The organism is Arthrobacter sp. 05L428 (assembly GCF_056397665.1).
Map to the genome: position 1 here is coordinate 276,056 of NZ_JBFTNW010000002.1, position 18,881 is coordinate 294,936.

An 18,881-nucleotide genomic window follows, 5' to 3' on the forward strand; every position below is an offset into this window, starting at 1 on the left:
AAAGTCCGCTCGACGCGGGATTTCCGGCGCGCCAGGAATATTGCGCGTCGCCGGGCCGGAACCGCGTCGCGGATCGCTGTTTCACCCTCCGTTTCTGCTGCACCGTCGCAGTGGCTACGGTAGAGGTGTGCCGCATGAGACGGAAGCGAACGACGGGCGCGAACCCCGGGACGCCGAGGCCCGCGTACTCCGGCATGCCGCTGAACTCGAACGGTTTTCGCGGCGGAACTTCCTGATCGGCGCGGGTGCCGCCTCGGTCCTGGCCGGGGACATGCTGTTCACCCGCCGGGTGCAGGCCGAGCGGCGGGTGAACAAGATCCTCCCGGTGCCCGACGACGTCGCGGAACTGTATTTCCCCCACGCCAGCTGGTTCCTTTTCCCCGGCTACAAGACCAGCTGGGAAGAGGCGCAGTGGATCCTGAACTCGCTGCGCGGCGCGCTGACCAAGCGGGGCCAACTGGCCGCCGTCGGCTATTCCAACCTTGGCCTGGACATCGACAAGGTCGTGATCGCGGTCATCGAGCACATCCGCGCCCACCAGCTCGACACCATCTACTTCTACGGCCACAGCTTCGGCGGCATGGTCGCGGTGCAGGTCGCCGCCCGGTTGCTGGAACTGCATGGCGTCAAGGTGGCGTTCATCCTGCTCGACTCCAGCCCATCCAGCCGGTATGACGTCCTGGACCAGAGCTGGTTCGAGGGGGTGGTGTTCCTGTACGAGAGCGGGTTCCGGTTCCCCACCGTGCTGCGCGGCGGCTACGAGCTCGGCGAACGGATGCTGAACAAGCATGAACGCAGCTGGGGCCAGGTGCTGGACCAGACCCTGGAACAGCTCTCGCCGATTGCCCCGTCCAGCGTGCTGATCCAGACCGAATCGGCCTACATCTACCACTTCGACCTGAACCGCTTCGTCGGCAAGCTGGGGGACGCGAAGATGGCATTCATCGGCAACCCCGGGGACCAGACCGTGAGCTACGAGACGGCGCGGGACACCTGGATGCTGCGGTTCAAGGCGAACATGGTCTCGGATTCATTGCGGACGGACGGGGCGCGGCCGGCGCATGCCAGCCCGCAGTGGAACCCCTCGGTCTACCGGCCGCTCATCGAGGAGCTCCAGGACGAGTTCTTGCCGCTGCCGTCCGGCGGCGGCAAGAAGACCGCCTTCTAGGCCGAGGGCGGACCCCTCGGCCTAGTCCGTTCAGATCTGGTTCTTCAGGTCCGCGACCGAGTTCAGGATCTGGTTGGGCCGGAACGGGTAGGCCGCAATGTCGTCCTTGTGCGTGATGCCGCTGAGCACCAGCACCGTGTGCAGCCCCGCCTCCATGCCGGCGATGATGTCCGTGTCCATCCGGTCCCCGATCATGGCGGTGGTCTCCGAGTGCGCGTCGATCTGGTTCATCGCCGAACGGAACATCATCGGGTTCGGCTTGCCCACAATGTAGGGTTCGCGGCCGGTTGCCTTGGTGATGAGCGCGGCGATCGCACCGGTGGCCGGCATCGGTCCGTCCTTGGAAGGCCCGGTGGCGTCGGGGTTGGTCGCGATGAAGCGGGCGCCGCCGAGGATCAGGCGGATGGCCATGGTGATGGCTTCAAAGGAGTAGGTCCGGGTTTCGCCGAGCACCACAAAGTCGGGGTCCTGGTCGGTGAGGATGAAGCCGGCTTCATGCAGCGCCGTCGTCAGCCCGGCCTCGCCGATCGTGTAGGCGCGGTTGCCGGACTCGGAGCCGCGTACCTGGTCCTTGAGGAACTGCGCCGTGGCCAGGGCCGAGGTCCAGATGTTCTCCTCCGGGATTTCCAGGCCGGAACTCTTCAGCCTCGCCGCGAGGTCCCGGGGGGTGAAGATGGAATTGTTGGTCAGGACCAGGAACCGCTTGGACGTGTCCACCCAGCGCTGGATCAGTTCCGAGGCGCCCGGGATCGGCTGGTTCTCGTGGACCAGCACGCCGTCCATGTCTGTCAGCCAGCACTCGATCTCTTGGCCGCTGCGATATACCGAGGACGTGGACCGCACGTCATCGGAGTCTGAACGCTGGTCTGTCCCTTGGTCTTCATACTGGTCCGCCATGGTGCCCTCCGCCGATAGTGTGCCGCAACAGGTCCCAGTCTAATGTTGAGTCGTGACTGAACCCGAGACTCCCAGCGAACCCACTGCCGGCAGCGCGGCCGTTCCGGACGGCGAGGCGGAGCCCAAGGCGGAGGTCGGCGTCGGCCCCTGGCAGGGGCAGTGGCCGGAGGGCGAACACTGGGACCCGGACCTGCTCGCGGACGGCGACCGCCGCAACGTGGTGGACAAGTACCGCTACTGGAAGCACGAGGCGATTGTCGCCGAGCTGGATTCGCGGCGCCACAACTTCCACATCGCGATTGAGAACTGGCAGCACGACATGAACATCGGCACCGTCGTCCGCACCGCCAACGCGTTCCTGGCCAAGGAAGTCCACATCATCGGACGACGCCGGTGGAACCGCCGCGGGGCGATGGTCACCGACCGCTACCAGCACGTCCGCCACCACGCCACCGTTGAGGACTTTGTCGCCTGGGCGCAAGGGGAGGGGCTGGCCGTGATCGGGATCGACATCTTCCCCGATTCCGTCCCGCTGGAAACCTACGAGCTGCCCCGGGACTGCGTGCTGGTATTCGGCCAGGAAGGCCCGGGCCTGACGCCGGAGGTCCACGAGGCCGCCGTCGCGACGCTGTCGATCGAGCAGTTCGGGTCCACCCGCTCGATCAACGCCGCCTCCGCGGCCGCGATCGCGATGCACGCCTGGATCCGCCGGCACGTCTTCAACCAGCTCCCGGGGTAGCGGCACCCCGCGAAGTGACACTTAACAGCAGTGTCTGCGCCCAACACTGCCGTGAAATGCCACCTCGGCGCGGATTGCGGCAAAGGGCTGTGGATAACCGCATCGGACAGTGCCCGAAGCGGCAAGACTGGGCCCATGCGCCGGGCACCGCTTCCGTTCCAGCTGACCACCGGATCCTTCTCACTCCGTGCCGCGGACAAGGCCGGCGTCACCCGCACGCGGACCGCGGCGCGGGATCTGGTGACCGTGTCCCGCGGCATTCGGGTCCCGACGGACTCGGCGGCCGCCGGAGCGGCCGCCCTGCGCGCCTATACCGACCTTGATGACGATTCCATCCTCGCGCTCGGCTCGGCGGCCCGCCTCTGGGAAGCACCGCTACCGCCCTGGCTGGGCGAAGACTGGCGCATCCACCTTGCCCGCCGCAGGGGCTCCAGCATGCCGCGTCGGGCAAACGTCGTCGGGCATCTTCTGACGCTGCTGCCGGACGAAGTGGTGGAGCTCGACGGCGTCCGGCTCACCTCGCCGGCCCGGACGTGGCTGGACCTGGCCGCGGTTCTGGGGCCCGAGGAACTTGTTGCCGTGGGCGATTCCCTCGTCTGCGAACACGGTCAGGGACATCCGTTTCCCCGCCGGGCATTGTGCAGCGTCGCGGACCTGAGCGAGATGGCGGCCCGGCACCCGGGAGTCCGCGGCGTGCGCAAGGCCAGGCCCGCCGCCGAACTCATCCGGGTGGGCGCCGACTCGGCGCCGGAAACGCACATGCGCCTCGCCCTGGTGCGCGGGCCTGCCCGAGCCGGTGTTGAATCACGTGGTGTGGGGCGAGCCGATGTGGGGTGGGGACACGGCCCCCGTGCTCTGGCCCGACGCGGCGTACCCGCAGTGGCGGCTCGCGCTGCAGTACGACGGGGCGCACCACAACGCGGAGGAACAGTACCTGAAGGACATCCGCCGGGCCGACACCACCGCGAGGTCCGGCTGGCTGGAGCTCCGGGTTTCCCGTTTCGATCTCGCCGGTGACCGCCCCGCCGTCGTCCGCAAGGTCCGGGCGGCGCTGGAGAGCCGGGGCTGGCCCGCGAAATGACAGTTCGCGGCAATGTTGGGCGGCCACACTGCCGCGTGGTGCCATCTCGGCGGGAGTCGGGGGGAGGCGCGGGAGCGAGTGTTACAGCCCCCGCGTGACCGGAGACACTGCCGTGCGCAGGAATGGCTAGGATGGTTCGTAGCCGACGAGGTTCACTCCAGGGTCAACCCAGCCCGCAGACGAAATTCACTTTAGGAGTCAGCATGCCCATTGCAACCCCAGAGATCTACTCCGAGATGATCGACCGCGCAAAGACGGGCGGCTTCGCGTTCCCGGCCGTCAACGTCACTTCCTCCCAGACCCTGAACGCCGCCCTGCGCGGCTTCGCCGAGGCCGAGTCCGACGGCATCGTCCAGGTCTCCACCGGCGGCGCCGCCTACTGGTCCGGCGCCTCCACCAAGGACATGGTGGCCGGTTCCCTGGGCTTCGCCGCGTTCGCCCGCGAAGTGGCCAAGAACTACGGCGTCAACATCGCCCTGCACACGGACCACTGCCCCAAGGACAAGCTGGACGGCTTCGTCCTGCCGCTGCTCGCCGCCTCCGAGGCCGAGGTCAAGGCCGGCCGCAACCCGCTCTTCAACTCGCACATGTGGGACGGCTCGGCCGAAACCCTGCAGGAGAACCTCCGGATCGCGCGTGAACTGCTCGCTCGCACCGCCGCGGCCAAGATGATCCTCGAGGTCGAGATCGGCACCGTCGGCGGCGAGGAAGACGGCGTCGAGAACGCCATCAACGACAAGCTCTACACCACGGTCGAGGACGCCCTCGCGACCATCGACGCCCTCGGCTCCGGCGAGAACGGCCGCTACATCACGGCCCTGACCTTCGGCAACGTGCACGGTGTGTACAAGCCGGGCGGCGTCAAGCTGCGTCCGGAAATCCTCAAGGACATCCAGGAGCAGGTCGGCGCGAAGATCGGCAAGGCCAACCCGTTCGACCTCGTCTTCCACGGCGGCTCCGGCTCCTCCGAGCAGGAGATCGCGGACGCCGTCTCCTACGGCGTGATCAAGATGAACATCGACACCGACACCCAGTACGCCTACACCCGCCCGGTGGTGGACCACATGTTCCGCAACTACGACGGCGTCCTGAAGGTCGACGGCGAGGTCGGCAACAAGAAGCTGTACGACCCCCGTGTCTGGGGCGCGTCCGCCGAAGCCGGCCTGGCCGCCCGCGTGGTCGAGGCTGCCCAGCAGCTCGGCTCCACCGGCAAGACGTTCTAGTCATGTCGGACGAGTTCCGCAAGAACCTGATGGGCCCCGAGCCCACGCTGCTGCCTGCCGAGACTGAGGTCAACGCGGGGCTGGATGCGGGCCAGGAGGCGCTGGATCTGGTGGAGAAGCACCCGACGTCCTCGCTGCTCTGGGCCGTGCTGGCCGAGGAAGCGTGGAAGGAAGGCCGGACCATCGATTCCTACGCCTACGCCCGGGTCGGCTACCACCGCGGCCTGGACTCGCTGCGCCGCAACGGCTGGCGCGGCGTGGGCCCGATCCCGTGGGAGCACGAACCGAACCGCGGCTTCCTGCGCGCCCTGTACTCGCTGGGCCGCGCGTCCGCGGCGATTGGCGAGTCCGAGGAGCCCGAGCGGATCGAGAAGTTCCTCAAGGACTCCGACCCCACCGCCAAGGCAGCCATCGAAGCCGAGGGCTGACAGGCACCGCGACTTAACGCAACGCGGGGTCACTTACGGCCCATTCCGCCAGCGCGGATGGGCTGTAAGTGACCCCGCGTTGGGGTTTAAACGACGACGGCGGGCGCTCACCTTTCGGTGGGCGCCCGCCGTCGTTAACGCGGGCGGGTCAGCTGGCCTTGGCCAGTCCGGTGCGGGCCATGGCGTCGGCGTAGGCGACGCGCATGTCCTCGAGGTACTGCTCCTGGCGGGCCGGGGTGCCGGCGAACGCGCGGCCGCTAAGCGAGCGGACCTTGTACGTCTTCAGGCCGCGGCGCCAGATCATCGGCACCTCGGTCTTGAGCAGCAGGTTGGCCAGGCGGTTGGCTTCGGTTCCGTGCGCCACAATGACGGACGCGCGCGGCACCAGGGCGAGGAACTTCAGCAACGGCTTGAGGCCGGCCGAGATCTGGTCCGGGGTGAACTTGCCGTTCGGCTCCTCGCCCACGTGCCACGGGTGGACGTTCCACGGCATGACGAACTCCGGGCGCAGGCCCAGCTTCCACTGGATGCCGAGCATGCGGGTGGCAGCTTCCTCGTCCCCGGCCGTGATGAAGCCGGACGGATCCGCCGTGCCGACGTTGGAGTACAGGCTGATGATGCGGCACTCGTCGATGTCGTGGGCGGGATCCACGTAGGGGACCGTGGTGCCAGCTTTGGCGGTCTGCAGTGCGTCGCACAGTTCGTTGACCGGCGCGACGTTAGCTTCGTAACGGCGGCTCAGGAGCTGTTCGCGGAAATTTTCAGTGGCCAGTGCTGTCATGTATTGCTGGGTCTCCTGCGGATTGGTAAAGCTGCCAGACCGGCTGCGGGCACGCCAAAGACAGGGCGCGCGGAGGCCGGAGTGGTTTGAAAATGTGGTGTGGACCGATTCCTGTTCGGTCTCTACCAGTCTATCAAGCCCCGCGAAATGTCCGGCGAGTTGCCCGGGCCGGCAGCGGCCGGCCGGCCCGGTCCGGCTACCAGAGCCGCTTGCTGGCCCGCCGTGCGCCTTCCCCGAGCGCTTCGAGCTTGGCATAGGCGATCTGTGGATGGACGCGGCCGCCGAGGCCGCAGTCCGTGGACGCAATCACGTTTTCGCGGCCCACCAGGTCCGCGAAGCGCACGATCCGGTCCGCCACCAGGTCCGGGTGCTCGACGACGTTGGTGGCGTGGGAGACGACGCCGGGGATGATCGACTTTCCCTCGGGAAGCTTGGTGTCCTCCCAGACCCGCCATTCATGCTCGTGCCGCACGTTGGCCGCCTCGAAGGAGTAGGCGCCGGCGTTGATCTGCAGGACGGAGCCGACGATGTCCGCGAAGGGGATGTCCGTCGTGTGCGGTCCGTGCCAGGATCCCCAGCACACGTGCAGCCGGATCTGGTCCTGCGGGAGGTCGCGCAGCGCCCAGTTGGTGGCTTCGACCCGGAGCTGGATGAACTTCAGGTAGTCCTCGAGGCTCGGCTCGGGGTTGATCTGGTCCCAGCTCTCGGCCAGGGAGGGGTCGTCGAGCTGGACGGTCAGGCCGGCGTCGATGATGGCCTTGTATTCCTCGCGCATGGCATCGGCGCAGGCGTAGAGGAGTTCCTCATCGCTCTGGTAGTACTCGTTGGCGACGCGGGCGCAGGAGCCGGGGGAGAGGGAGGCGACGAACCCCTCGGTGAGGCCGGCCGCGGCCAGGCCGGTCTTGAGGTTGGTGATGTCCGAGGCCACGAGCGCCTGGCCGGTGTACGTCAGCGGCCCGGCGATTTTTGGCTGCGTGACGGCTTTGCGGTGGGCCAGGATCCCGGAGGAGGGGTCGTTGTACGCGTCGTTGAACTTTTGCCGGTCACGGCGGTCCGGGAACGAGGTGAGGACGATGTGGCCCGGCGAGGAACGGTGGACCTTGGCGTCGGCCCAGCGGTCCACCTCGGTGGGTTCCAGTCCGCCGAGCCGGGAGAAGGAGTAGTTCCACCAGGCGCCGTAGTCCACCGTGCTGGACATGGTGTGGCCGTACTCGCCGTCGTTGGGGATGTCGACGCCCAGATCCTTCTGGCGCTGCACGACGTCCACCACCGAGGTCTCCAGCAGATCCAGGAACTCGGGGGTGACGCCGTCGGCTTCCTTGGCCTCGTTCGCGGCGATGAGCTCCGGCGTCCGGGGCAATGAGCCGGCGTGGGTGACGCGGATGTGGTCGGTGTTCTGGGACATGGCGCGGTTTCCTTCCATCGGTCCTGGCGGTAGCACCCTCGCTGGCAGGCCGGCCACGCAGGCAGGCTGAGTCCGGCAGGGTTGCTGCGGCGTCAACGGTCCAGGTCCCTCGGCCGCTCGGGATGGTCACTCTCACTTAATTCCACCCACGCCTTTGCCGCAAGTCGTGCCCGCTATGTGTCGCAGTGTCCACGCGGGGAGCAAAAACGGTGCCGGCCACCGATTTCGGCTAAACTTGGGTGGTAAGAGCCCCGGACTCTGGCGTTGATGGTAAGAGCACAGCGGTAGATCCGGGGCATTCTCATGAACGGTGCTGAGCTGCGGTGACCACCTGGTGGATCACACACAGTCCGGCCCGAACGAATGGGGGAGGATCCCATGCCAGCAATCGTGATCGTCGGAGCCCAATGGGGCGACGAAGGCAAAGGTAAGGCCACCGACCTGCTCGGCGGCCGTGTCGACTACGTCGTGAAGCCCAACGGCGGCAACAACGCCGGGCACACCGTCGTCGTGGGCGGTGAGAAGTATGAGCTGAAGCTCCTTCCTGCCGGCATCCTGAGCCCGAACGCAGTCCCGGTGATCGGCAACGGTTGCGTGGTGAACCTTGAAGCCCTGTTCCAGGAGATCGATGGCCTCGAAGCCCGCGGCGCGGACACCTCCAAGCTGCGCGTCTCCGCCAACGCCCACCTCGTGGCGCCGTACCACCAGGTGCTGGACAAGGTCACCGAACGGTTCCTCGGCAGCCGCGCCATCGGCACCACCGGCCGCGGCATCGGCCCCGCCTACATGGACAAGGTGGCCCGCCTCGGCATCCGCGTCCAGGATGTGTTCGACGCCTCCATCCTGCGGCAGAAGGTCGAAGGCTCGCTGCGGCAGAAGAACGAACTGCTGGTCAAGGTCTACAACCGCCGGGACATCGAGGTGGACGAGATCGTGGACTACTTCCTGTCCTTCGCCGAACGCCTGCGCCCGCTGGTCATCGACAGCACCTTCGTGCTGAACAAGGCGCTGGACGAGGGCAAGGTGGTCCTCATGGAGGGCGGCCAGGCCACGTTCCTGGACGTCGACCACGGCACCTACCCGTTCGTGACCTCCTCGAACCCCACCGCGGGCGGAGCCTCCGTGGGCTCGGGCATCGGCCCCACCCGGATCTCGCGCTCCATCGGCATCATCAAGGCCTACACCACCCGTGTCGGCGCCGGACCGTTCCCCACGGAGCTGTTCGATGAGATGGGCCTGTACCTGCAGAAGACCGGCGGCGAGTTCGGCGTTAACACCGGCCGTCCGCGCCGTTGCGGCTGGTACGACGCCGTCCTGGCGCGCCACGCCTCCCGAGTGAACGGCTTCACGGACTACTTCGTGACCAAACTGGACGTGCTCACCGGCATCGAGCAGATCCCCGTTTGCGTGGCCTACGACGTCGACGGCGTCCGCCACGACGAAATGCCGATGACCCAGACCGAGTTCCACCACGCCAAGCCGATTTTCGAGTACTTCGAGGGCTGGACCGAGGACATCACCGGCGCCCGCACCCTGGACGACCTGCCGGAGAACGCCCGGAACTACGTGCTGGCCCTGGAAAAACTCTCCGGCACCCGGTTCTCCGCGATCGGCGTCGGCCCGGACCGCGACCAGACGATCGTGGTCAACGACCTCATCAACGACTGACGCTTCAGCAACCGGCGCACGACGGCGGCGGCGGGTCACCTGCAATGGTGGCCCGCCGCCGTCGTCGTTAAAGCCGCAGTTCGGGACCGTCGCGGGGGCCGCCCAAAAAACAAAAAAGAAATTCTCATCGATGCGTAACCTTTCGGTGTGCCCCAGCGATTACTCCTTTGTAAGCGCCGCCCGGAGCCCTGGTCCCCCCACCAGGTCCGGCCGGCCTTGTAGCTGAAGATCCGACCGGCGCCTGCCCCCATCAGGCGCCGGGGACTTCGAGAGAGATCCGACGGGCACCTGCCCCATCAGGTGCCGACAGGACTTCGACCGTAAGTGCCGGCTGGCGCCTGCCCCCATCAGGCGCCGGCCAGCCTTCAACCAACCAAAGGATGTACGTTTTACATGAAGAGTGTTAGCAAGACCACCAAGATTGCTGTCGGCGCCGCGATTCTCGCGGTCGGAGGTTTCTCCGGAATCGGCCTGGCCAACGCGGCCCAGACGTCCAGCACCCAGCAGGCTGAAGTGAACCACGCTACGCCCGCCACCCCCGCTGTTCCGGCCGTTCCGGCTACCACGGAACTGCCCGACGCACCCGCCACCCCGGCCGTTCCGGCCGTTCCGGCTACCCCGAACGCTGACGGGTCCGCCAAGGGCGACGCCGACGTCGAGGGTACCGAGGGTGCCGCTGAGGGCTCCGTGTCCGCCGATAAGGACGGCGTTGCCGTCGACGGTGCCGCCAATGCCAAGGGCGCTGCCGAGGCCAAGGCCCACGCCGGCGTAACCGTCGCCACCCCGGCCGTTCCCGCCGCCAAGGGCGCCCCGGCTGTCAAGGCCGTGCCGGCTGTTCCGTCGGTTGAGCAGCCCAAGCTCGACAAGTAAGCACCAAGCGCCTCTCTTCGGAGGCGACGGGGTGCGGCCGCTAGACTATCGGGGGCCGCACCCCCTGCAGTAACGGAAGGAAAGCCTCTTGGCAGACCAGCTGAGCGACGATGAACTGTCAGCAGCTCTGGCTGGCGACCCGTCAGGATTCAGCGCCGTCTACACCGTGATCTCCCCGGCGGTGCTCGGCTACTTCCGGGCCAAGGGCGTCGACGACGCCGAGGCCCTCACCCAGGACGTCTTCGTGGACGTTCTGCCGAGACTGGCCAACGTCACCGGCGGCCACACCGGGTTGCGGACCTTCATCTTCTCCGTCGCCCATGCCCGGCTGGTCGACCACCACCGGCGCGCCGAACGCACGCCGTACCTGGCCGAATATGACCCGCTGAACGACGCGCGGTGTTCCGCTTCCGCGGAGGACGAGGCGCTTGGTTCCCTGGGCGGCCTGTCCCACACACTTGCCCGGCTCAACGAAGAGCAGCGGGAAGTCCTGGTCCTGCGGATCGTCGCAGACCTCTCCATCGATCAGGTGGCCGGCATCATGGGTAAGACCCCGGGTGCCATCAAACAGCTTCAGCGGCGCGGGCTCAGTGCCCTGCGCGAACTTGTAACCGAAAAGGACCACGCAGCATCATGACCGGCACGCGCGACCCCCAGCAGGATGGCAGCATCCAGGCGATGCTCCGTGACTCCGGCCTCGAAGCTGCCGCCGAACTCCGCAGCACCCTCGAGCAGTTGCAGGCCCTGGTGCCGGAGCAGGCACCGGCGCCCCGCGCAGACCTTGCCGCGCTGCTCTCCGCCGGTTCAGCTGATGCGGTGGCCCGCTCCGCCGACGACCTTCCGGCCGGTGTGAGCAGCCTGGCGGACCGGCGGCGCGGCCACAAACGCCGGATGGCCCTGATTGGTGGCGCCGTAATCGGTGCAATGAGCCTCGGCGCCGGCGCCGTGGCGGCCTCCAGCCACGACTTCCGTGAGAATGTGGGCCACACCCTCGGCGTTATCTTCCACCCCGCCGCCCCCAGCCGGACCCCTGCCCCTTCCGGCGGCACGCCCTCGGATCTGCCGGCGGCCCCGGTTCCGGTGCCGGCTGGCACGTCTCCGTCCCTGGCTGGTCCGGCAGCGCCCTCGGCGCCGGCAACAGTGCAGGTCCCGAGGCATGCCGGCCCCCTCGCTACTCCTCCCGCCGTCGGCCGCGGCGGAGTCCTTCCGACGCCGGGACACCGGCCCGCAAAGCCCGGCTCCCAGGGCCAGAACGGCCGGGGCCTCGTACCCGGCCCGCTGCCGACGTCCCCCGCACTTCCCGGGCTTCCGACGGCTTTCCCCACCGCCAAGCCGTAGCGGTCGCGCCGCCTGGGCATCCCGGTTAACCCAAGTAGCTCGCAGTTGTTGTCGTTTTGAGTGCTCAATACGACAACAACTGCGAGCTAGTTGGGTTAAGGGGCCTCGTTAGGCGAGGACCTGCCGCTTGGAGGAGATGACACCGGTGTCGAAGCCCGCCAGGTGCAGGCCGCCGTGGAAGCGGGCGTGCTCGATCTTCACACAGCGGTCCATCACGACGTCGAGTCCGGCCGCTTCGGCTTCCTTCGCGACGTCCTCGTGCCACGAGCCCAGCTGCAGCCAGAGCGTCTTGGCGCCCGCGGCGATGGCCTCGTCCAGCACGCCGGGCAGGTCATCATGCTTGCGGAACACGTCGACGATGTCCGGGCTTTCCGGCAGGTCAGCGAGCGAAGCGTACGTCGGCTCGCCCAGGATCTCCTTCACCACCGGGTTCACGAAGTAGACCTTGTAGCGGGTCGAGGACTGCAGGTAGGTCGCGACGAAGTAGCTCGCCCGCGACGGCTTGTCCGAGGCGCCAACAATCGCGATCGACTTGGCCTGGCGCAGCAGGGCCAACCGCTCGGGCGCCGACGGGCCGGTCCAGGTACGGGTTTCTTCGGTGCTCATGCGTTTGCTCCGATCGTGCAGGTATCCGCGGGAAGGACTTCCCCGGCCGATGTGTCCGGGGCTGGCTCTTCGGTTGCCGCGTCCAGGGCCTGGTCGAGGTCCCAGAGGATGTCCTCGATGTCCTCGAGGCCGATCGAAATCCTGACGAGGTCCTCCGGGATGCCGGCGGATTCGAGCTGCGCCGGGCTGAGCTGCTGGTGGGTCGTGGAGCCGGGGTGGATCACCAGGGTCCGCGAGTCGCCCACGTTGGCCAAGTGCGAGGCCAGTTGCAGGGACTCGATGAACTTCTGGCCCGCGGCTCGGCCGCCCTTGACGCCGAAGGAGAACACCGAGCCGGGGCCCAGCGGCAGGTACTTCCGGGCCCGGTCGAAGTGCGGGTGCGAGGGCAGGCCGGAATAGTTCACGTAGGCCACCCGCTCGTCGGCTTCAAGCCATTCGGCCACCGCCTGGGCGTTCCTGAGGTGCTCGTCCAGGCGTTGCGGGAGCGTCTCCACGCCCTGCAGCAGCTGGAACGCCGACTGGGGGGGCAGTGCGGGTCCGATGTCGCGCAGCTGCTCGCAGCGCAGCTTGGTGAGGAAGCCGTACTCGCCGAAGTTCCCCCACCAGGAGACGTTGCCGTAGGAGGCCACCGGTTCGGTCATGGTGGGGAACTTGCCGTTGCCCCAGTTGAAGCGGCCGCTTTCGACGATGACGCCGCCGAGGGTGGTGCCGTGGCCGCCGAGGAACTTCGTGGCGGAGTGGATCACAATGTCCGCGCCGTGCTCGATCGGCCGAACCAGGTACGGGGTGCTCAAGGTGGCGTCGACGACGAGCGGGATGCCGGCGTCGTGTGCAACCTTGGCCAGCCCCTCAAGGTCCTGGACCTCCGACGAGGGGTTGGCCACCACCTCGACGAAGATCGCCTTGGTGTTGTCCCGGACTGCGGCGGCGTAGTCCGCCGGGTCGGTGCCGGCCACGAACGTGGTGTCCACCCCGAAGCGGCGCAGCGTGACGTCCAGCTGAGTCACTGTGCCGCCGTAAAGCTGGGATGCCGCCACAATGTGGTCGCCGGACTGGGTGAGCGCGGCAAAGGTAATGAACTCCGCGGCCATGCCAGAGGATGTGGCCACCGCGCCGATGCCGCCCTCCAGCGAGGCGATGCGCTCTTCAAACGCGGCCACCGTGGGGTTGCCGATCCGGGAGTAGATGTTGCCGTATTTCTGCAGCGCGAACAGGTTGGCGGCGTCCTGGGTGTCCTTGAACACGAACGACGTCGTCTGGTAGATCGGCACGGCCCGGGCGCCGTGTTCGGCGTCGGGCGTGCCGCCGGCGTGCAGGGCGCGGGTGCGGAAACCGAACTTGCGGTCAGCCATTACGCGTTCACCAGCTTGCTGGCAGTGCCGGTGGCGGCCGGGGTGCCGGACAGGTCGAGCTCGAAGCCGTGCTTGCGGGCGAGGTCCGCCTCGAGTTCGCGCACGATCGGCAGGATGTCCGCACCGAACGCGGCGACCTCCTCCTGGAAGTGCAGGTAGCCGGTGAGGAAGAGGTTCACGCCGATCTTCTTGTACTCCACAATCCGCTCGGCGATCTGCTCCGGGGTACCGATCAGCTGGGTCTTGAAACCGTCGTTGTACTGGACCAGGTCCTCGAAGCTGGAGTCGGCCCACATGCCCTTGCCGTCCTTGGTGGACGCGCCGGCCTCCTGGACGGCGGCGCGGAAGCCCTCGACGGCGGGCTTGTGCGCCTTCGCGACGATCTCGCGCAGGGTGTCGCGGGCTTCCTTCTCGGAGTCGCGGGCGATGACGAAGCCGTTCAGGCCGAACCTGGGGGAGGGGAGAGCCCCCTCAGCGCCGCGCTTTGTCTCGCCGGCAGCGGCAACCACGCCGGCGATGTTCTCCTTGAAGCCTTCCAGGTCCTTGCCGTTGGAGAAGTACCAGTCCGCGACCCGGCCTGCCGTGGCCTGGGCCGCGGTGGAGTTGCCGCCGAAGAAGATCTCCGGGTGCGCCCGCCCGGGCACATCCACGGGTGCCGGCTGCAGGGTGAAGTCGGTGATGTTGTAGTACTTGCCGGACTGGCTGTACTCCTGCTCGGTCCACAGCCCGCGGAGCACGCGGATGAACTCCTCGGTCCGGACGTAGCGCTCGTCGTGTTCGAGCCATTCGAGGCCGAAGTTCTCGAATTCGGCCTTGAGCCAGCCGGAAACGATGTTCACGGCGGCGCGGCCGTTGGAGATGTGGTCCGCGGTGATGATGAATTTAGCCAGCACGCCGGGGTGCCACATGCCCGGGTGGACGGCGGAGATCACCTTGAGCCGCTCGGTGGCGGCCAGCAGGGCGAGGCTGAAAGAGGTGGCCTCGTGCTGCTTGTCCGCGCCGTAGGAGGCGGCGTAGCGGGTCTGGGTCAGCGCGTATTCAAAGCCGGAGTTCTCGGCGATCCGGGCCAGCTTCTTGTTGTACTCGAAGTCCCAGCCGGTGCGCTGTTCGATGGTGGACACCACCAGGCCGCCGGAGACGTTGGGGACCCAGTAGGCGAACTTCAGGGGTTCGGAAAGACGGGCGACGCTGCTGGTGTCAGTCATTGGTGTTCCTTACTTCTGGGGTATTTCCGGTGTTATTGCGGTCGCGCAGGACGGTCTGGATGCCGGCGATCGACGGTTCATTCTGCAGGGAGGTCGTGTCGCCGAGCGTGGTTCCTTCGAACAGCTGCGTCAGCAACCGGCGCATGATCTTGCCGCTGCGGGTCTTCGGCACATCGGGAACGACGACGACGTCGCGCGGCTTCGCGATCGGCCCGATCCTTTCTCCGACCCAAGCCTTCAAATCCGCGGTGATTTCCTCCGTAGCCGCGCATCGCGCGAGCGAGAAACGAGCGAGTGAAGTGATCGGACCGGGGTCCCCGGGCGAGCTTGCGAGCTCGGGGGAGTCCGGGAACGCTAAGCGGCGGGAGGGGATCATCGCCGATTCCCGAAGCACAACGAACGCCACAATCGCGTGCCCGGTCTTCGGGTCGGCGACCGGGCAGACGCCGGCCTCCACGACGTCCGGGTGCGAGACGAGGGCAGATTCGATCTCGATCGTGGAGAGCAGGTGCCCGGAGACGTTGAGGGTGTCGTCCACCCGCCCGAGTATCCAGATGTCGCCGTCGTCGTCGTACTTGGCGCCGTCGCCGGCGAGGAACCAGCCTTGCTCGGCGTACTGGCGCCAGTAGGAATCGAAGTAGCGTTGCGGGTTCCCCCACACGGTCCGGGCGATGGCAGGGCCGGGGGCGTCCACCACGATGAAGCCCTGGACTCCGGGCGGGACGGTGTTGCCCGCCTCGTCCACGATCCGGGTGCCGACGCCGGGCAGCGGCCGGGCCGCGCAGCCGGGTTTGAAGTCGGTGTCCGTCGGGGCGGGGGAGAGGATGGTGGCGCCGGTTTCGGACTGCCACCAGGTGTCCACCACCGGCGCCGTGCCGGCGCCCACGTTCTCCCGGAACCAGCGCCATGCCTCGGGGTTGACGGCTTCGCCGACGGTGCCCAGCAGGCGGATGGAGGAGAGGTCGTAGCCGGCCGGGACGCCGTCCGGGAACCAGCCCATCAGCGACCGGACCAGGGTGGGGGCGGTGTAGTACTGCGTGACGCCGTAGCGTTCGATGATTTCGAAGTGCCGGCCCGGGTGCGGGGTGTTGGGCGTGCCCTCGAAGATCACCTGCGTGGCGCCGTTGGAGAGCGGGCCGTAGAGCTCGTAGGTGTGGGCGGTGACCCAGGCCAGGTCCGCCGTGCACCAGTGCACGTCCCGGTCGCGGAGGGCCGGGTCCGGGTTGCTGAAGAGATGCTCGAAGCTCCAGGACGCCTGCGTGAGGTAGCCGCCGGAGGTGTGGACCAGGCCCTTGGGCTTTCCGGTGGTTCCGGAGGTGTACATGATGAACAGGGGTGTCTCGGCGTCGAACGCCTCGGGTTTGTGGACGTCGGAGGCGGCCCCGACGGCGTCGTGCCACCACACGTCACGGCCTGCGGTCATCGGGACGGCGGCCAGGTGTTCCGGCGCGGTGGTGCGGTTGACCACCAGGACGTGTTCGATCGCGTTGTCCCCGGCGACGGCCGCGTCCGCGTTCGCCTTCACCGGCACGGCGACGCCGCGGCGGAACTGCCCGTCGGTGGTGACCAGCAGCTTGGCGCCCGTGTCTTCCACCCGGAACTTGAGCGCCTCGGCCGAGAAACCGCCGAACACGAGCGAGTGGATGGCGCCGATCCGGGCCACGGCCAGGGTGATGATCACCGTTTCGGGGATCACCGGAAGGTAAATGACCACCCGGTCGCCCTTGGCGATGCCGAGCTCCAGCAGGGCGTTGGCGGCCTTGGCCACGTCGCGCTGCAGTTCGGCGTAAGTGATGGTGCGGCGGTCGCCGGGCTCGCCCTCGAAATGCAGTGCCACCTTGTCGCCGCGTCCCGCCGCTACATGACGGTCGACGCAGTTGTAGGCGACATTGAGCTTCCCGCCGTCGAACCAGCTGATCTGCGGGCCCATGCCGGCCGCGGCGTCGGCCGGGACGCAGCGGTGCGCGGTGTGCCAGGGCTTGTCCTGGCCCGGCACGTCCGCCCAGTCGAGCCGGAGGGCGGCCGCCTCCCAAAACGCGACGCGCTCTTCCCCGGTGGCCGGGAGACTGGCCGGTGCTGTCTCGGTAGCTACGCCCATCGTTTCACCGCCCATTTCTCGGCGAGGCCCAGCAGGGCGTCGGTGACCTTGCCGATCACGGCCAGCAGCACGATCGCCAGCAGGAGCCGGTCCGTGCGGCCGTTGTTCTGCGAATCCGTCAGCAGGAAACCGAGCCCCATTGAGGAGGCGATGAGTTCGGCGGCGACCAGGAACAGCCAGGCCTGGGCCAGCGCGAGCCGGAGCCCGGAGAACACGGCCGGCACCACCGCCGGGAGCTGGACCGTGGTCAGCAGCTTCACGCCCTTGAGCCCGAAGGCCCGCGCCGCTTCGACCAGGTTCCGGTCCACGTGACGCAGCGCGAGTGAGACCGTGGTGAAGACCGGGAAGAACGCGCCGATCAGGATCAGGGTGATCTTGGAGTCCTCGCCGATCTTCATCCAGAGGATCAGCAACGGCACCCAGGCCAGCGACGGGACGGCCCGGAGCGCGCCGATGGTGGGCGCGAGCAGGGCATCCGCGAACCGGGACAGGCCCACCAGGGACCCAAACACCAGTCCCAGCGCCGCGCCGGCCGCGAAGCCGATCAGCACGCGCTGGGTGGAGATCGCGATGTGCTGGCCGAGCTGGCCGCGCTGGAGCAGGTCTAGGCCGGCCTCCAGCACCATGGCCGGCGGCGGAAGCTGGACCACGCTGAACACCCCGGCGGCCGTGGAGAGTTGCCAGGCGGCCAGCACCGCAGCGGGAATGATCAGTCCAAGGAGCAGACGCGCCCAGCCGTTGGCCAGGATCCCGGCGGGGGACCATCCGTTCGCCGGGGAGCCGCCTCCACCCGTGACGGGGGAGTCCGGCTGGGCGGCGTCTGCCGGAGTTGCGGGGACGGCTGCAGCGCGCCCGTCCGCAACGTTGTTGCCGGTGAGGTAGGGATTTCCGAGGTGGGTCATCAGGAATCCTTGATGGCGGACGCGTCCGCCTTCTTCACCAGCGAGTCATCGAGAAGCGAGGCGACGGCGTCGTCGATCTGCTTCTGGCTTGCAACGTCCCCGGTTTCCACGAAGGTCGGGCCGATCTTCGCGAGGACCTTGCGCTGGGCCTCGCCCGGCGCCGGGTCGACGTCGAGGTTGCTGCGCTGCAGCACCACGGTCTTCGCGACGGCGAGGTCCAGTCCCGCCGCGTCGGCGAGGATCTGCGCGGTTTCCTCCGGGTTGGCCGCCGCCCAGGCACGCGCCTTCTCGTAGGCGTTGACGACGGCCTGCGCCTGCCTGGGCTTCTCCTTCAGGAAGGATTCGGTGGCGTTCAGGAAGCCGTAGGTGTTGAAGGAGAGGTTCCGGTAGAAGAGCTTGGCGCCCTTCTGCTCGGCCCCGGCCATGATCGGGTCGAGCCCGGACCACGCATCCACCGAGCCGTTTTCCAGCGCCGCACGGCCGTCGGCGTGCTGCAGGTTCTGCACGGTCACGTCCTTGGCGGACAGGCCGGCTTCGGAGAGCGACTGGAGCAGGAAGAAGTACGGGTCGGTGCCCTTGGTGGCCGCCACCGACTTGCCCTTGAGGTCGGCCACCGTGCTGATGCCGGAGCCCGGCTTGGTTACGAGCGCCGCCCACTCTGGCTGCGAGAAGATGTCAATCGCCTTGATCGGCGATCCGTTGGCCTTGGCCAGGAGGGCAGCCGAGCCGGCGGTGGAGCCGACGTCGATCGCGCCGGACCGCAGCGCCTCGTTGGCCTTGTTCGAGCCGGCGGACTGGACCCAGTTGACGGTGACGCCCTGGTCCTTCAACGCTGTCTCGAGCCAGCCTTTCTTCTTGATCACGAGGCTCAACGGGTTGTAGGTCGCGAAATCGATGTTCAGTGCGGCGGTCCCGGCGGCGCCGCTTGCTGCGGGCTTGCCGGAACCCTCGCCGGCGACGCAGCCGGTGAGGGCCAGGGCGGCGGAGACGGCCGCGGCCGTGAGGACCGAGCGGCGGGTGGTCTTGCGGGCGAAGGGCATGGAGGTTCCTTTGAGAACGGTGGATGCGGATGCGGAGGAGGGGAAGGACGGTGGGGCGGGCCGGCGCGGCAGGCTCTGGC

19 protein-coding genes are annotated in these 18,881 nt (G+C 67.9%); 9 read left to right on the forward strand and 10 right to left on the reverse strand.

Annotated features, from left to right (window positions below; translation table 11 throughout):
* Window positions 1-127 precede the first annotated feature (127 nt).
* A complete protein-coding gene (locus AC1DH3_RS07660) occupies window positions 128-1,168 on the forward strand; it encodes an alpha/beta fold hydrolase (protein ID WP_476908976.1) in 1,041 nt (346 codons plus the stop codon).
* 30 nt (window positions 1,169-1,198) lie between these two features.
* Here the strand turns inward: AC1DH3_RS07660 and AC1DH3_RS07665 are convergent, their stop codons facing one another.
* Complete coding sequence (locus AC1DH3_RS07665; RefSeq protein ID WP_441417926.1) at window positions 1,199-2,065, reverse strand: HAD-IIA family hydrolase; 867 nt, start codon at window positions 2,063-2,065, stop codon at window positions 1,199-1,201.
* 52 nt (window positions 2,066-2,117) lie between these two features.
* Between AC1DH3_RS07665 and AC1DH3_RS07670 the strand changes: the two genes are divergently transcribed.
* On the forward strand, window positions 2,118-2,804 hold the full coding sequence (locus AC1DH3_RS07670) for a TrmH family RNA methyltransferase (protein WP_476908977.1): 687 nt from the start codon (window positions 2,118-2,120) through the stop codon (window positions 2,802-2,804).
* Window positions 2,805-3,179: 375 nt separating this feature from the next.
* Here AC1DH3_RS07670 and AC1DH3_RS07675 read toward each other — a convergent pair whose 3' ends face one another.
* A complete protein-coding gene (locus tag AC1DH3_RS07675) occupies window positions 3,180-3,422 on the reverse strand; it encodes a hypothetical protein (RefSeq protein WP_476908978.1) in 243 nt (80 codons plus the stop codon).
* Window positions 3,423-3,615: 193 nt separating this feature from the next.
* Here AC1DH3_RS07675 and AC1DH3_RS07680 point away from each other — a divergent pair, with 193 nt between their 5' ends.
* From AC1DH3_RS07680 to AC1DH3_RS07690, 3 genes are all read left to right on the forward strand, one after another.
* Window positions 3,616-3,885, forward strand: a complete 270-nt coding sequence (locus AC1DH3_RS07680; protein ID WP_476908979.1) for a hypothetical protein — start codon at window positions 3,616-3,618, stop codon at window positions 3,883-3,885.
* 203 nt (window positions 3,886-4,088) lie between these two features.
* A complete protein-coding gene (fbaA, locus tag AC1DH3_RS07685; RefSeq protein WP_175322196.1) occupies window positions 4,089-5,108 on the forward strand; it encodes a class II fructose-bisphosphate aldolase in 1,020 nt (339 codons plus the stop codon).
* Between the two features lie 2 nt (window positions 5,109-5,110).
* Window positions 5,111-5,536 carry a DUF3151 domain-containing protein gene (locus AC1DH3_RS07690; RefSeq protein ID WP_476908980.1) on the forward strand — a complete coding sequence of 142 codons (426 nt, stop codon included), beginning with the start codon at window positions 5,111-5,113 and terminating at the stop codon, window positions 5,534-5,536.
* Between the two features lie 148 nt (window positions 5,537-5,684).
* Here AC1DH3_RS07690 and AC1DH3_RS07695 read toward each other — a convergent pair whose 3' ends face one another.
* Window positions 5,685-6,317: a uracil-DNA glycosylase family protein gene (locus AC1DH3_RS07695; protein ID WP_476908981.1), complete on the reverse strand. Its 633-nt coding sequence runs from the start codon at window positions 6,315-6,317 to the stop codon at window positions 5,685-5,687.
* A gap of 196 nt (window positions 6,318-6,513) precedes the next feature.
* A complete protein-coding gene (locus AC1DH3_RS07700; RefSeq protein ID WP_476908982.1) occupies window positions 6,514-7,722 on the reverse strand; it encodes a cobalamin-independent methionine synthase II family protein in 1,209 nt (402 codons plus the stop codon).
* 378 nt (window positions 7,723-8,100) lie between these two features.
* On the opposite strand from AC1DH3_RS07700, the gene AC1DH3_RS07705 reads away from it, so the two are divergent.
* From AC1DH3_RS07705 to AC1DH3_RS07720, 4 genes are all read left to right on the forward strand, one after another.
* On the forward strand, window positions 8,101-9,390 hold the full coding sequence (locus AC1DH3_RS07705) for an adenylosuccinate synthase (RefSeq protein ID WP_441417920.1): 1,290 nt from the start codon (window positions 8,101-8,103) through the stop codon (window positions 9,388-9,390).
* 393 nt (window positions 9,391-9,783) lie between these two features.
* Window positions 9,784-10,260 (forward strand): hypothetical protein, encoded by a 477-nt coding sequence (locus AC1DH3_RS07710; protein WP_441417919.1) that lies wholly within the window; start codon window positions 9,784-9,786, stop codon window positions 10,258-10,260.
* Between the two features lie 88 nt (window positions 10,261-10,348).
* Entirely contained in the window at window positions 10,349-10,897 is a 549-nt protein-coding gene (locus tag AC1DH3_RS07715) for an RNA polymerase sigma factor (RefSeq protein WP_441417918.1), read from the forward strand.
* Window positions 10,894-11,598 carry a hypothetical protein gene (locus AC1DH3_RS07720; RefSeq protein ID WP_476908983.1) on the forward strand — a complete coding sequence of 235 codons (705 nt, stop codon included), beginning with the start codon at window positions 10,894-10,896 and terminating at the stop codon, window positions 11,596-11,598. The genes AC1DH3_RS07715 and AC1DH3_RS07720 overlap by 4 nt, the downstream gene beginning before the upstream one ends.
* Before the next feature lie 108 nt (window positions 11,599-11,706).
* Here the strand turns inward: AC1DH3_RS07720 and AC1DH3_RS07725 are convergent, their stop codons facing one another.
* From AC1DH3_RS07725 to AC1DH3_RS07750, 6 genes are read right to left on the reverse strand one after another with little or no spacing between them, the layout of a single operon-like run.
* On the reverse strand, window positions 11,707-12,204 hold the full coding sequence (locus AC1DH3_RS07725; RefSeq protein WP_441417916.1) for a CoA-binding protein: 498 nt from the start codon (window positions 12,202-12,204) through the stop codon (window positions 11,707-11,709).
* Entirely contained in the window at window positions 12,201-13,556 is a 1,356-nt protein-coding gene (locus AC1DH3_RS07730; protein WP_476908984.1) for an O-acetylhomoserine aminocarboxypropyltransferase/cysteine synthase family protein, read from the reverse strand. The genes AC1DH3_RS07725 and AC1DH3_RS07730 overlap by 4 nt, the downstream gene beginning before the upstream one ends.
* A complete protein-coding gene (gene sfnG / locus AC1DH3_RS07735; protein ID WP_476908985.1) occupies window positions 13,556-14,761 on the reverse strand; it encodes a dimethylsulfone monooxygenase SfnG in 1,206 nt (401 codons plus the stop codon). Before sfnG ends, AC1DH3_RS07730 begins: the two co-directional genes overlap by 1 nt.
* Entirely contained in the window at window positions 14,754-16,859 is a 2,106-nt protein-coding gene (locus AC1DH3_RS07740) for an acetate--CoA ligase (RefSeq protein ID WP_476908986.1), read from the reverse strand. The genes sfnG and AC1DH3_RS07740 overlap by 8 nt, the downstream gene beginning before the upstream one ends.
* On the reverse strand, window positions 16,850-17,761 hold the full coding sequence (locus tag AC1DH3_RS07745) for an ABC transporter permease (RefSeq protein WP_441417912.1): 912 nt from the start codon (window positions 17,759-17,761) through the stop codon (window positions 16,850-16,852). The genes AC1DH3_RS07740 and AC1DH3_RS07745 overlap by 10 nt, the downstream gene beginning before the upstream one ends.
* Window positions 17,761-18,801: an aliphatic sulfonate ABC transporter substrate-binding protein gene (locus tag AC1DH3_RS07750; RefSeq protein ID WP_476892882.1), complete on the reverse strand. Its 1,041-nt coding sequence runs from the start codon at window positions 18,799-18,801 to the stop codon at window positions 17,761-17,763. Before AC1DH3_RS07750 ends, AC1DH3_RS07745 begins: the two co-directional genes overlap by 1 nt.
* Between the last annotated feature and the right edge of the window lie 80 nt (window positions 18,802-18,881).

Coding starts and splice junctions, on each gene's coding strand:
- AC1DH3_RS07665 (WP_441417926.1), bottom strand. CDS start 2,065: ATGGCGGACCAGTATGAAGACCAAGGGACAGACCAGCGTTCAGACTCC.
- AC1DH3_RS07675 (WP_476908978.1), bottom strand. CDS start 3,422: ATGTCCCTGACCGTGTTCGCAGACGAGGGAATCGCCCACGGCAACAAG.
- fbaA (WP_175322196.1), top strand. CDS start 4,089: ATGCCCATTGCAACCCCAGAGATCTACTCCGAGATGATCGACCGCGCA.
- AC1DH3_RS07690 (WP_476908980.1), top strand. CDS start 5,111: ATGTCGGACGAGTTCCGCAAGAACCTGATGGGCCCCGAGCCCACGCTG.
- AC1DH3_RS07695 (WP_476908981.1), bottom strand. CDS start 6,317: ATGACAGCACTGGCCACTGAAAATTTCCGCGAACAGCTCCTGAGCCGC.
- AC1DH3_RS07700 (WP_476908982.1), bottom strand. CDS start 7,722: ATGTCCCAGAACACCGACCACATCCGCGTCACCCACGCCGGCTCATTG.
- AC1DH3_RS07705 (WP_441417920.1), top strand. CDS start 8,101: ATGCCAGCAATCGTGATCGTCGGAGCCCAATGGGGCGACGAAGGCAAA.
- AC1DH3_RS07710 (WP_441417919.1), top strand. CDS start 9,784: ATGAAGAGTGTTAGCAAGACCACCAAGATTGCTGTCGGCGCCGCGATT.
- AC1DH3_RS07720 (WP_476908983.1), top strand. CDS start 10,894: ATGACCGGCACGCGCGACCCCCAGCAGGATGGCAGCATCCAGGCGATG.
- AC1DH3_RS07725 (WP_441417916.1), bottom strand. CDS start 12,204: ATGAGCACCGAAGAAACCCGTACCTGGACCGGCCCGTCGGCGCCCGAG.
- AC1DH3_RS07730 (WP_476908984.1), bottom strand. CDS start 13,556: ATGGCTGACCGCAAGTTCGGTTTCCGCACCCGCGCCCTGCACGCCGGC.
- sfnG (WP_476908985.1), bottom strand. CDS start 14,761: ATGACTGACACCAGCAGCGTCGCCCGTCTTTCCGAACCCCTGAAGTTC.
- AC1DH3_RS07740 (WP_476908986.1), bottom strand. CDS start 16,859: ATGGGCGTAGCTACCGAGACAGCACCGGCCAGTCTCCCGGCCACCGGG.
- AC1DH3_RS07745 (WP_441417912.1), bottom strand. CDS start 17,761: ATGACCCACCTCGGAAATCCCTACCTCACCGGCAACAACGTTGCGGAC.
- AC1DH3_RS07750 (WP_476892882.1), bottom strand. CDS start 18,801: ATGCCCTTCGCCCGCAAGACCACCCGCCGCTCGGTCCTCACGGCCGCG.